Origin of the sequence: Nostoc sp., assembly GCF_036917615.1 — a bacterium.
Taxonomy (GTDB): domain Bacteria; phylum Cyanobacteriota; class Cyanobacteriia; order Cyanobacteriales; family Nostocaceae; genus Nostoc.
The window spans coordinates 170,506-183,911 of record NZ_JBALCZ010000092.1 but is presented as its reverse complement, the minus strand read 5'-3'; the positions used below and the strand labels follow the sequence as shown (position 1 = coordinate 183,911).

The following is a 13,406-nucleotide window of genomic DNA, read 5'->3' as shown; positions in this document are numbered from 1 at the left end:
GTTATCAATCGTGCCATTTAGGGAACTCTAACAGCATCGGAATAAAGCGAGGATTTTAGCATGAAGGCTATTCCCAAAACAAAAAGCCTCTGGCTGAACTCATTTCTATCTACACTCACAACCGGGTTCTTAAGTTCCGCTCTGGTACTACCAGCCATAGCTCAGGTAACATCTGATAGTACAACTAATACCATTGTCAACCCAAACGGTAATAATTTTATAATTCTTAATGGTATAGAAAAAGGTAATAATTTATTTCATAGCTTCAGTAATTTTTCGGTGCCGACGGGTGGTTCCGCTAGCTTTGATTTAATTAACATGCCAAATATTACTACCATATTTAATCGGGTTACAGGTGGAAATGTTTCTAATATTGATGGGTTAATTCGCACGCTTAATAGTAGTAATCCAGTAAGTTTGTTTTTGATCAATCCTGCGGGAATTGTGTTTGGGGAAAATGCCCGTTTGGATATTGGTGGGTCGTTTGTAGGAACCACCGCCAACAGCATCAAATTTTCTGACGGTATAGAATTTTCTGCCCAATCTCACCTCTCCAATCCCCTACTCACTATTAAGATACCAATTGGCTTGCAAATGGGGTCAAATCCAGGGGCAATAACCGTACAGGGAACGGGGCATCGTTTGGCTCAACCTTCATTTTATTCCCCGATTATTCAGCAGAACACCCCTACTGGCTTAGGAGTTAGACCTGGGAATACTCTGGCGCTGATCGGCGGCGCGATCGCCCTAGAAGGCGGTATATTAGTTGCACCTTCAGGACAGATTGAACTAGGCAGTCTCAGTAGCGGCAGCGTCGGTATCAACACCCGATTCCCCCGATGGAATTTCGACTATGGCAACGTTCAGCAATTTGCTGACATCCGTCTGTCACAACAAGCTCTAGTTGATGCCAGTGGCGCTCCAGCGGGGTCTGTGCATCTGCAAGGTAGAAATATCAGTTTGTTAGAGGGTTCTGTTGCCCGATTACAAAATTTGGGCGGGGCAGCACTGGGTGATTTAGTCATCAATGCCAGTGGTCTGTTAGAGATGCGGCAAGTGGGAACCTACGGATTTCCGAATAACTTACTTATTGCCGAGAACCTTGGGACTGGCACCGGAAGCAATCTGATGGTTTCTGCCCAACAGTTACAAGTGCAAGATGGTGGAGTCATTACCACAAAAACCTTTAGTGCTGGGGCAGGTGGTAATATGACCATCAAAGTGCTAGATTCTATTGATTTGGATGGTTGGTCTGCCATCGATCCAACCGTTGCTACTGCAATTGGAGCGGCCACTCTGGCGGATGGAGCTGGTGGGAATCTCACAATGGAGAGCAAGCAATTGAGGCTTGCCAATGGAGCCAGTATTTTAAACCTTACAGCTGGAACCGGATTAAGCGGCAATATCACCCTGAATGCCACTGAAAGAATTGAAGCTATTGGAGAAAATCCGATTATTTTTAGAACCAGTGCAATATCAACAACCACTCTGAATCGAGGTAATGGGGGAAACTTGATCGCGACAGCACCTCAAATAATGATGCTGGATGGAGGTGGTATTGGCACGAGTACCTTAGCAAGTGGTAATAGTGGAGATATCACAATCTCGGCAACAGAAGGTATGACAATCAACGGCATTGCATTTGCCTCTGCTCAACCGAGTCGGATTGTAGCTAAAGCAGAATTGTTACCTGAAATTCAGCGCCAAGCTTATGGTTTACCGTCCTTTCCCACAGGGAATGCTGGAGCATTAATTTTAAGTACCCCACGGTTACAGGTGAGCGATCGCGCGATCATTGGGGTTGATAATCAGGGAGAAGGGAATGCCGGAAATCTGCAAATTAATGCTGATCGGGTGATACTTAATCATCAAGGTGTAATTACGGGTGCAACCAAATCTGGCGAGGGTGGCAATATTACCCTTAACCTGAAAGAGTTACTGTTCCTGCGACATAATAGCACCATCACCACTACCGCAAACGGAATCGGCAATGGCGGCAACATCACCATCAATGCTCCAGTAATTGTTGGTTTAGAAAATAGCGATATCATTGCCAATGCTTTTAAGGGTAATGGCGGCAACATCAACATCACTGCCCAAGGCATATTTGGACTCAAATACCGCGATCACCTCACCCCAGAAAACGACATCACCGCTAGTTCCCAATTTGGTGTTAACGGTACAGTAAATATTAATAATTTTGGAGTTGACCCTAGTTCTGGTTTAGTCGAATTACCCGTAAACTTAACAGACCCCTCACAACAAATTGCTACAGGTTGTTCTGATAATTCTGGTAGTAGTTTTGTCGCAACGGGACGGGGTGGTGTGCCGGAAAATCCCAATCAACAAGTGACGAGCGATCGCACTTGGGATGATGTACGCGATATCTCTACATACCGCAAAACAGGCGAAGTGGCAGCACAAATACCCGCATCTTCAGAGGTTCTTGTACAAGCTACATCTTGGCATCGTAACGCTGATGGCAAAATTGAATTAATAGCAGCTCCATCTCCTAGCTATGTGCAGCAACCATTAACCTGTGCTGCTTCAGCTAAGAATTAACAACAAATAAAGTTAGCAACAGTTCCATTTTGGGAAACCTAAGCACACAGGTCAAAATGGAGACGGGGTAGTGAAAGTAATTTCTGCTAGGTTTGGTTTCATCAGTGGAATATTAATATGTGCGATTTGGAGTAGTTCTGCAAATGCTCAAGTAATTACCGATGGTACTCTCAACACCACAGTATCCCAAAGCGGCAATAACTTCACCATTACCAACGGCAATCGTGTCGGCAACAACCTGTTTCACAGCTTCAGCCAATTCTCTATTCCTAGCAAGGGTTCTGCATTCTTCAACAATGCCGCAGATGTGCAAAATATTTTTAGTCGTGTGACTGGGGGCAGTATTTCTCACATTGATGGTTTAATCACAGCCAACGGTAGCGCCAATCTTTTTTTACTCAACCCTAATGGAATCATTTTTGGTGCTAATGCCCAATTAAATATAGGCGGTTCATTGATTGCAACGACAGCCAATAGCATCAAATTTGCTGATGGAAGTCAATTTAGCGCCATTAATCCCCAAACTAACGCATTATTAAGTATCAATGTTCCCATTGGACTGCAACTAGGTAATAATCCTTCAGCGATACAAGTCCAAGGTACAGGGCATTTAGATATCGAGAGCGATATTATTCCTACGATTCGCAATCCTAGCCCAACAAGATTGCAAGTACAGGCGGGAAAAACTTTAGCGTTGGTGGGTGGTAATCTGAATCTGAATGGCGCTACCTTGACTGCCGAAACAGGACGTATAGAATTAGGTAGCCTGGGAGGTGCAGGATTAGTTAGTTTAGTGCCAACCACTCAGGGATATAAATTGGAGTATGGCAACGGGCAAAGCTTTAGTGACATTCAACTAGCACAAAAGTCACTATTAGATGTCAGTGGGGTAAATGCGGGTTCAGTTCAGCTTCAGGGACGAAATATTCGCTTGAGCGATGGTTCGTTAGTTTTAGCGCAGAATTATGGAAATCTTCCTGGTGGAGACATTCGTTTTCAAGCATCAGAAGCCATCGATATGATTGGCGGAACATCCGCTACCACAATTCGAGGTGGGATTCGCAGTAACACTTTGAGCACCGGAACTGGTGGGAATATAAGTATCATTACTCCCCGGTTAACACTCCAACAGGGTTCAGGGATAGAGAACTCAACACACGGAGTAGCTAACAGTGGCAACATTCAGATTGAAGCGGCAGCAATAGAGATGTCCGGCTTCTCACCCGTGACGCCCATTGCAACAAACATTCTCACTGGCACATACGGTACTGGGTCAGCAGGTGATATCTCTATTAATGGGGATAGATTGGTAATATCTGGTGGAGCTGTATTGACTTCATATACATATGGCAGTGGCTCTAGTGGTAAAGTGACAATTCGCAATCAAAATACCACAGTTATGGGGAAAACCCCTTTTGAAATTGCTAGTAACATTAGTATCAGTAGCTTTGCGAGCGGAAATACAAAAGATTTGATCCTAGATACTGGGAAGTTACAAATCTTAGATGGAGGAGCAGTTGGTTCATTAGTATTTTATACTGGGAATGGAGGAAATGTCAGCATTAATGCTAGGGAGGCGATCACAATTAGTGGTGTCAGTCCTAACACTTACAGTAGCCTCGGTTCATCTGTCATCCGTTCAAGTCCACTACTACTTAAGTTATTTGGCTTACAGGATGTACTGACGGGAAATGCAGGTAGTGTTAGTGTTACCACACCAAACTTGATACTCAAGGATGGCGGTAGTGTGAGTGTTACGAGTCAAGGAACTGGTAATGGTGGCAATCTCAACATCACCGCAGATCGCATCCAATTAAAAAATCAAGGCTCAATCCAAGCACAGACAGAATCTGGTAATGGTGGCAACATCAGCTTACAAGTGGGAAATTTGTTGCTAATAAGGGATCGCAGCAATATTAGTGCTACAGCAGGCGGTAACGGTAATGGAGGTAATATCAATATCAATGCACCTATTATCGCCGGATTAGAAAACAGCGACATTATTGCTAATGCGGTGAAAGGTAGGGGGGGTAATATTCAAATCAGCACACAAGGGCTTTTCGGACTGAAGTTTCGTCCCCAACTGACACCAGAGAATGACATCACTGCTAGTTCCCAATTTGGGGTTAGCGGCACGGTTCAAGTCAATACCATTGGCGTTGATCCAAATTCTGGCTTAGTCGAACTGCCAGCAAATGTAATTGATCCATCTCAGCAAATTGCCACAGGCTGCGCGGGTAGTGAAGGCAGTAGCTTTGTGGCAACAGGACGGGGTGGTGTGCCGCCAAATCCCAATCAACAAGTAACAAGCGATCGCACTTGGGACGATGTACGCGATATCTCTACATACCGCAAAATCCAGAAGGTACAAGCACAAATATCATCATCCCCAGAGGTTCTTGTCCAAGCTACTTCTTGGCTACGTAATGCCCAAGGAAAAATCGAGTTAGTTGCAAATAAATCTCCTACCTATGTGCAGCAACCATTAACCTGTGCTGCTGTTCCCAGGAGTTAATTGTCCGTTAAATATCATCAATAATTATTTATGACTTTCCTAATTAAGCAACGTCGTTGGCTGTATATCAGTCTTACTATCTTGAGTTTATGTTTAGCAGTTAGTATGACACCTGCAAAAGCATCTCTGCAAAATCTGCCACCATCCACTTCTCTCTCATCTTCTCAACCCACCAACTGGCTAGAACAGGGACGGAACCTCTATCGTTCAGGACGCTTTGCCGAAGCAGTGACGATTTGGCAAACGGCAACCCAGCAGTACCATAGCCAAGGCGATCGCCTTAATGAAGCTCTAAGTTTAAGTTACCTCTCACTAACACAACAGGAACTTAATCAATGGCAAGCAGCCCAACAGTCTATTGAGCAAAGTCTGAAACTATTGCAAACCTCTATTCCCTCTGCTGATGCAATTCTTTGGGCACAAGCACTTAATACGCAGGCAAATTTGCAATTGCATACTGGCAAAGCTGAAACTGCCCTGGAAAGTTGGCAACAAGCGCAAAAGTTTTATGAGCAAGCAGGCGATAAAATGGGCAGCCTGGGTAGTCAGATCAATCAGGCACAAGCTTTACAAACTTTAGGATTTTACCGCCGCTCCAAACAACAGTTGGAGGTGCTGACTCAAACACTCCAAGAGATGCCGGATAATGAAATCAAAGTTAGCGGATTGCGATCGCTTGGTTTAGCTTTGCAAATAATTGGCGATGGCAAAAGTCAACAGGTGTTAGAGCAAAGTTTAGCGATCGCCGACAAAATTGCAGCCAAACCCCAATTAAGTTCTATTCTTATAAGTCTGGGCAAAGCTGCCGTTGACTTGCAAGATCCGGAAGCCGCATTAGATTACTTTGAACAGGCTCAACAGGAAGCCACCAACCCAAGCGATCAGTTAGAAGCGCGTTTAGCTAAGTTCAAACTTTTCCTCAATTACGACAAACCTGAGTTTGCTACCCCACTCGCACCTCAACTACTCCAACAACTTAGGGAACTGTCCCCCAGTCACACCTCCCTCTACGCAGCGATCAATTTTGTTGCCACCCTGAATCGCCAGTCAAATCCTGACCAAATCCTACCGCTCAAAGATTTGGCGCAACTGATGGCAGTCACAGTCCAGTCTGCACAGCAAATCCAGGATGCACCAGCCCAAGCTTATGCACTGCATCAGTGGGGAAAACTCTATCGTCGTAAACAGCAGATATCTCAAGCACAGGAATTATCTCAGAAATCTCTCGATATTGCCCGTCAACTCCAAGCTAACGATATCATTGCTCAATCTGCCTGGCAGGTGGGACAGTTGTATAAGCAACAAGGCGATCGCGCAAAAGCAATTACTGCCTATACAGAAGCGGTTAATGCCTTAAAGGCACTGCGGGGGGATTTGGTGGCTATCAACCCTGATGTCCAGTTCTCTTTTCGCACCAGTGTAGAGCCTGTCTACCGGGAACTGGTTGATTTACTTCTAGATAATCAACCGAGTCAAGCAGCACTGATACAAGCTCGTGAATTGATTGAGGCACTCCAAATTGCCGAACTCGATAACTTTTTTCGGGAAGCCTGTTTAGATAGAACTCAACAGATTGATCAGGTTGATTCCACTGCAACCGTCCTTTATCCGATCATCCTGCCAGATCGTTTAACAGTAATCCTCTCAAAAGCAGGGCAACCACTCCGTTCCTATGTTACTCACAAATCTCAAGCTGAAATTGAACAGACTCTAGACAATTTTCTGGTTGCTCTTAACCCTGTCTCGGATTCCAAAGACCGGGATCGAGTGTCCCAACAGATTTATAATTGGTTGATTCGTCCAGCCGAAGGAGATCAAGCATTCATTGATAGCAAGACATTGGTGTTTGTTTTGGATGGTCGGTTGCGGAACATTCCCATAGCAGCTCTATATGACGGTAAGCAATATCTGATTGAGAAGTATGCTGTGGCGCTCTCACCAGGATTGCAACTAATGGCTACGCGATCGGATCATCAAAACCACATTACTGCGATCGTGGGTGGCATTAGCCAATCTCGCCCTGGCTTTAGTGCTTTGCCTGCTGTGGAATCAGAAGTGAAACAAATCTCCAAGGCGGTGTCGTCCTCTCTGTTGCTGAACCAAGAATTCACCAGTCAAGCCCTTGCTGAGCGAGTAAAATCCAGTAGCGCAGGTGTTGTCCACCTAGCAACCCACGGACAGTTTAGTTCCCGCCTCGAAGATACCTTCTTGCTCACTTGGGATGGAGAAGTCAACGTTAAGGAGTTATCTGAACTCCTGAAAAATCGGGGTAGTGATCCATCGAAAGCCATTGAGTTACTGGTACTAAGTGCCTGTGATACAGCAGCAGGAGACGATCGCGCCGTCCTTGGACTGGCGGGCTTGGCTGTCAAATCCGGCGCTCGCTCAACTATCGCCACCTTATGGCCCGTCAAAGATCAGGCAGCTGCGATGCTCATGACTCGCTTTTATGACCAACTGCGACAACCCAAAATCACTAAAGCTGAAGCACTAAGACAAGCACAAATTAGCCTAATTCGCCAAACTGATTTCCACGATCCGTTCTTTTGGTCTGGCTTTGTTTTGATCGGCAACTGGACATAGCTCAGTAATAATACTGGGTTTGCTATAAGTAAATCAGGCTATTTTTTACACTTTTTTCGCTAAATCTCGCCTATACTGCAAGTAGAAGTTATCGAATTTGACTGTTGGTTGGACTTATTCTCTGAGCTTCTGTCCATAGTCGAAGGAAACGTATTTTGTATCACATTTCAATTACATGAGGTAAAACATTATGAAACGTCGATATTTAGCTAGTACATTGAGTGTCATCGCTCTGATCGCTAGCAGTGCATGGACTAGTGCCCATGCTGTTACATTTACCCCGCCCACCAACAATGGCTCTCCAAGTCAAGCAACGGGAGGAGCTTCTCGGGGTAATATGTTTACTCCTCCCGCCGGGAAAGGTGCGCCCAGACAAGCAACTGGAGGAGCTTCTCGTGGCAACCTCTTTACACCTACCCCTGGGAAAGGTGCGCCCAGACAAGCAACTGGAGGAGCTTCTCGTGGCAACCTCTTTACACCTACCCCCGGAAAAGGTGCGCCTCAACAAGCAACTGGAGGAGCTTCTCGCGTTGGTACTTACTACTTGAATCCATCGACTGTGAGTACAACAGAACCAGCAGCGCTAATCGCCCTCTTGCCCCAAAGCTTCTATGGCACAACAGTGTCTGAACGTCCCACAATTCTGGTATATCTCCCGGCTTCCAATGCCCAAGAAGCCGTGTTCAGCCTCAAGGATGAAGCCGGCAACATGCAACATCAAATGAACATTCCAGTTGCGGGGAAAACTGGGGTAATCGCGATCAAATTACCAGCTAATGCACCCGCTTTAACAGTTGGGAAAAACTATCAATGGTTCCTAGCATTGAAAGTAGATGGACAACTCAGTCCGAGTACGCCTTATGTCGATGGTTGGGTTCAGCGTATCCAGCCTAGTGCTGAGTTAGCAATAGCAATGCAAGAACAAGATGCTCTGAAGCGGGCTACTGCTTTGGGTAAAAACGGTGTTTGGTATGACTGTGTGGCAACACTTGCAACGGTATACACTGTCCAACCTAGCAATGCAACCCTTCGCAAACAATGGGAAGAACTTCTGTCCTCAGTGAGTTTGAAGGAGATTTTAACAGCGAACTTATTAGCATCTACTAATTAATGCCAGGTCAATCCTAGAAGGTGCAACACGAAAAAATAGGATCATAATCAGAGAGCAGGGGAAGCAGGGGAGGCAAGATAATGACTAAATAAGCAATTAAAGACCATAAAGATTTAGGAATTTACAAAATTGCTTTTGAAGCAGCAATGAAAATTTTTGAGGTATCAAAGAAGTTTCCTGTAGAACAAAGATATTCGTTAACTGACCAAATTCGGCGCTAAGACGCTCCTGGGGTCGCGACCGCTTCCCTAACACGTTCTGTGTGTGCCAACATGGCAGAAGCTTGGCGAAAACGCCATGAATCTGGAAACAAGACGAGAACTTTACAGTAATTACAACCAAGTTTTATCAGGTCTAGTAAGTATAATTAATAATCCATCACCTTGGTTGATGAATCATTAATCTCCCCCTGCTTCCCACTTTTTCGCGTTCCTTTATCAACGTTGACCGAGATCAATGAACTGTATGGCACAAATATGTGGCGCAGATTTCAGGCTTTTATCCAACGCACTCGCAGCGTTTTGATTATTACTCCCAGTGTTGCTTTGACGATTATGGTTGGGCAATCATTGGGACTTTTCAATTTACCGGAATGGAAAATTCGCGACGAATGGGTTCGTCAGCGCTCGCCACAGACGATCGCTGATGAGATTGTGATTGTCACAATCGATGAGCGCGATATCCAATCGGTGCGTAAATGGCCAGTTCCAGACTGGGCGCTGGCGCAATTACTAGAAAAAATCCGGGCGCAGCAGCCCCGCGCCATTGGATTGGATCTCTATCGAGATTTACCGGAAGGAAGCGGACATGAGCAACTTGTTCAAGTCTTCCGCAACACTCCCACTTTAATTGGAGTTGAGAAAATTACCGGTGAACGCGTCAATCCCCCCCCGGAATTGAAAAAAAAGGATCAGGTAGGATTAGCTGATTTGGTGTTGGATGGCGATCGCTTTGTGCGTCGTGCGCTCCTGACATCTGAAGATGCCAAAGAGAAAAACACCATTAAACCCGGACTAGCAACCCTTGTAGCCCTTAAATATCTCGAAACTGAGAAAATTAGCTTAGAAAGCATTGACCCCCAAAAGCAAAAGTTTCAGTTGGGCAAGGAAATTTACCTGCCACTGCAAAATCAAGAAGCAGGTTATACCGATGCCGATTTCGGAGGCTATCAAATTCTGCTCAACTGGTATGGAACGGATGCAGCATTTCGTACAGTTGCTATGCGCGATGTCTTAGCAGGGCGAATTCCGGCAGATTTGATGCGCGATCGCATGGTATTTATTGGATCAATCGCCTCCAGTACCAATGATTTCTTCAGCACACCCTTCTCTTCTTGGTTATCTGCTCAAAAACCGACTCCAGGTGTCGTTATTCATGCCAATATTGCTCATCAACTAGTACGAGGGGCAAAAACAGGAAAAGCCAGCCTGCATGGCGTTTCTGGCAATTTTTTCTCACTCTGGATTGTTTTTTGGTCTGTCATCGGTTCTACTGGCAGTTGGTGGTTGGCTAGTGCGCGTAGTGGGCGACGGATTCCCGGTGGCAAAATTCTTTGGGCAACTGTAGGCATTAGTGGAGCCTGCATCGGGGGTGGCTATGGGATGTTTTTGCATGGTGTTTTAATTCCGCTAACACCCGCCTTAGCCGCGTTTATCGGTAGTGTGATTGCAACAACGAATGCCTATAAACAGCAGAAATTAGAAGAAACAAATCGCCAACTAGAAATTGCCAACAGTCAACTATTAGATTATTCCAAAACCCTAGAGACAAAAGTCGAAGAACGAACTCATGAATTGGTTGAGGCAAAGCAAGCTGCCGATGCCGCCAATCAGGCGAAAAGCGAGTTTCTCGCCAATATGAGCCACGAACTACGCACACCTCTCAATGGCATCCTTGGTTTTGCCCAGGTACTAGAAGCATCGCCAAACATGACAGCTAAAAACCTGGAAGGAGTCAGCATTATCTACCAATGCGGATCACACCTCCTAATGCTGATCAATGACATTCTCGATCTCTCGAAGATAGAAGCGAGGAAATTGGATTTGGTTGTCACCAGTGTGCATCTGCCCAATTTCTTACATGGTGTGACTGAGATTTGTGGTATCCGGGCTGAACAGAAAGGGATTGCATTTAATGTCTTAATTAGCGATCGCCTACCACTTGCCATTGAAGTTGATGAAAAACGGCTGCGGCAAGTGTTGATTAACTTGCTAGGCAACGCGATCAAATTTACAGACAGCGGTGGCGTCATGTTAAAAGTAGAGTTATTAGAGACTGGGCAAGAGTCTTCCCAATCTCCAATCGCCAAGATTCGTTTTCAGATTGAAGATACGGGGATTGGGATGTCACCAGACCAACTCAAGAAAATCTTTTTGCCCTTTGAGCAAGTGGGTGAAGCAGGGCAGCGATCTGAAGGTACTGGCTTGGGATTGGCGATTAGCCAAAGAATTGCGGCATTGATGGAGAGCCAAATTCAGGTGCAGAGTCACCTGGGTGAAGGAAGTCTATTTTGGCTGGATTTAACAGTATCACTACCACTTGCTCATGACTGGCATGGAAAAGTGATGTCTACGAGGGGCGTAGATGCAATCCCAACTCCCCAGAAAATTACCGGGATTCGGGGTAGTGCGCCTCAGATTCTGATTGTCGATGATGATCGCAACCATTGTTCCATGTTGACCAGTCTGCTGCAAGAAATTGGCTGTCGAACCCTGGAAGCGACCGATGGCAAACATGGGCTACAGGTGGCAACTGAACACAATCCAGATGTGATTCTGCTCGATTTAGCCATGCCCAATATGGATGGTTTTGAGCTAATGGTTCACCTGCAAGCGAATCCGCAAACCAGTTCTATTCCAATTATCGTCTCTAGTGCCAGCGTCTTCGAGTCAAATCGCCAGCGGAGTTTAGAGGCAGGGGCAACAGCATTTTTGCCCAAACCCCTCCAGATCGACGAACTACTCAATAAACTGCGATCGCTGTTGGGAGTGGAGTGGATGTATGCCCAATCTTCGCCTCCCAAAGGTGAGCAAGTAACTGGTGGTGAATGGGTTCTACCATCCCAAGATGTTTTGCAACAACTCTATCATCTGGCAATGATGGGGGATATCTCGGCGATCGAGGGAATGTTAGGAGAGCTAATTGAGCAAAACAGTCAGCTAGCTCCCTTCGCGGCAGAGTTAACCAAACTCACTGCCAATTTCCAAACCGGGAAAATCCGTAAGTTCCTCAAATCATTTGTCGCAACGGAGTTACATCCATGATCGTCGATTCTCTCTCGAAACCCATACATATTCTATTCGTGGATGACAATCCAAACAATCTCAAGCTGCTATCTGAAGCGATTCAGGGGTGTGGCTGGAAAGCCCTGATGGCAACAGATGGAGAGTCAGCGATCGAACAAACAGAATATGCTCATCCCGATCTCATTCTCTTGGATGTGATGATGGCAGGTATTGATGGATTTGAAACTTGTCGCAGGCTGAAAACCAATCCCATCACTCAGAATATTCCGGTGATTTTCATGACTGCCCTGTCTGATTCTACAGACAAGGTGGCAGGACTGGAAATTGGTGCAGTTGACTATATTACCAAACCCTTCCAACAGGAAGAAGTTATTGCCCGTTTAAAATTACACCTAAAAATTTCCCATCTCACTCGGACATTAGAAGAACGTGTGCAAGAGCGCACCGCAAAATTAACTCAATCTCTACAGCAGTTACAACAAACCCAACTACAACTGATCCAGAGTGAGAAAATGTCCACTATCGGGCAGATGGTTGCAGGTATTGGTCATGAGATTAATAATCCGGTTGGTTTTGTTGGCGGAAATTTATCCTATATTGAGGAATATGTAAATAATCTGCTTCGCCTAGTGAGTCTCCAACAGCAGAAGCTACCGCAGCCAGACCCGGAAATTCAAGAGCTTGTTGAAGAAATCGACTTGGAGTATCTGGCAGAGGATCTGCCGAAACTACTGGCATCAATGCACCAGGGAATTACCCGTCTTCAAGATATCAGCCTCTCTCTAAGAACTTTTGCTCGCACAGATATTGCATCTCAGGTGGAGTTTCAGATTCACGAAGGAATCGATAGCACTTTAATGCTGTTGAAACATCGACTCAAAGATAATGGCGAGCGGCCTCAAATCCAGGTTGTAACACAATACGGTGAGTTACCTGCAATCAGCTGCTATCCCGGACAACTGAACCAGGTGTTCATGAATATCATCGCCAATGCCATTGATGCATTTGATGAACTCAATCAAAACCACTCTTATCAAAAGATTGCTGCTTGTCCGAACATCATCACCATTACTACATCAATTGAACCTCAGCAACAAACCATCACAATTTGCATCCAAGATAATGGCCCCGGTATGCTTGCTGAAGTGCAAGCTCGAATTTTTGAGCAATCTTTCACAACCAAGTCCGTGGGCAAGGGAACCGGGCTGGGATTAGCGATTAGCTACCAAATTATTGTTGATAAACACAATGGACAAATCAACTGCCTGTCAATGCCTGGTGAGGGGACAAAGTTTATTATTACTCTCCCCATATGACATCTCCATACATTGATTTGTATTACCCCATAATAGTAAGTAATGGCTTTGCCAAAACTTACCCTTTGGAGTAC

General features: G+C 45.4%; 6 protein-coding genes and 1 pseudogene. All 7 read left to right on the top strand.

What is annotated here, in order from left to right; all coding sequences use genetic code 11:
- Window positions 1-60: 60 nt before the first annotated feature.
- Complete coding sequence (locus V7K85_RS35010; RefSeq protein WP_334821082.1) at window positions 61-2,562, top strand: S-layer family protein; 2,502 nt, start codon at window positions 61-63, stop codon at window positions 2,560-2,562.
- A gap of 70 nt (window positions 2,563-2,632) precedes the next feature.
- Entirely contained in the window at window positions 2,633-5,077 is a 2,445-nt protein-coding gene (locus V7K85_RS35005; RefSeq protein WP_334821080.1) for an S-layer family protein, read from the top strand.
- A 30-nt stretch (window positions 5,078-5,107) separates the two neighbouring features.
- Window positions 5,108-7,660, top strand: a complete 2,553-nt coding sequence (locus V7K85_RS35000) for a CHAT domain-containing protein (protein WP_334821078.1) — start codon at window positions 5,108-5,110, stop codon at window positions 7,658-7,660.
- 190 nt (window positions 7,661-7,850) lie between these two features.
- Window positions 7,851-8,771: a DUF928 domain-containing protein gene (locus V7K85_RS34995; RefSeq protein WP_334821076.1), complete on the top strand. Its 921-nt coding sequence runs from the start codon at window positions 7,851-7,853 to the stop codon at window positions 8,769-8,771.
- A 95-nt stretch (window positions 8,772-8,866) separates the two neighbouring features.
- Window positions 8,867-9,173 (top strand): annotated as a pseudogene (locus V7K85_RS34990) (four helix bundle protein).
- A gap of 74 nt (window positions 9,174-9,247) precedes the next feature.
- On the top strand, window positions 9,248-12,034 hold the full coding sequence (locus V7K85_RS34985) for a CHASE2 domain-containing protein (protein ID WP_334821140.1): 2,787 nt from the start codon (window positions 9,248-9,250) through the stop codon (window positions 12,032-12,034).
- Entirely contained in the window at window positions 12,031-13,332 is a 1,302-nt protein-coding gene (locus V7K85_RS34980; protein ID WP_334821074.1) for a hybrid sensor histidine kinase/response regulator, read from the top strand. Before V7K85_RS34985 ends, V7K85_RS34980 begins: the two co-directional genes overlap by 4 nt.
- Window positions 13,333-13,406 lie beyond the last annotated feature (74 nt).

Excerpts from the sequence above, each read along its gene's own strand:
- V7K85_RS35010 (WP_334821082.1), top strand. The coding sequence starts at position 61 with ATGAAGGCTATTCCCAAAACAAAAAGCCTCTGGCTGAACTCATTTCTA.
- V7K85_RS35000 (WP_334821078.1), top strand. The coding sequence starts at position 5,108 with ATGACTTTCCTAATTAAGCAACGTCGTTGGCTGTATATCAGTCTTACT.
- V7K85_RS34985 (WP_334821140.1), top strand. The coding sequence starts at position 9,248 with ATGTGGCGCAGATTTCAGGCTTTTATCCAACGCACTCGCAGCGTTTTG.
- V7K85_RS34980 (WP_334821074.1), top strand. The coding sequence starts at position 12,031 with ATGATCGTCGATTCTCTCTCGAAACCCATACATATTCTATTCGTGGAT.
- V7K85_RS34995 (WP_334821076.1), top strand. The coding sequence starts at position 7,851 with ATGAAACGTCGATATTTAGCTAGTACATTGAGTGTCATCGCTCTGATC.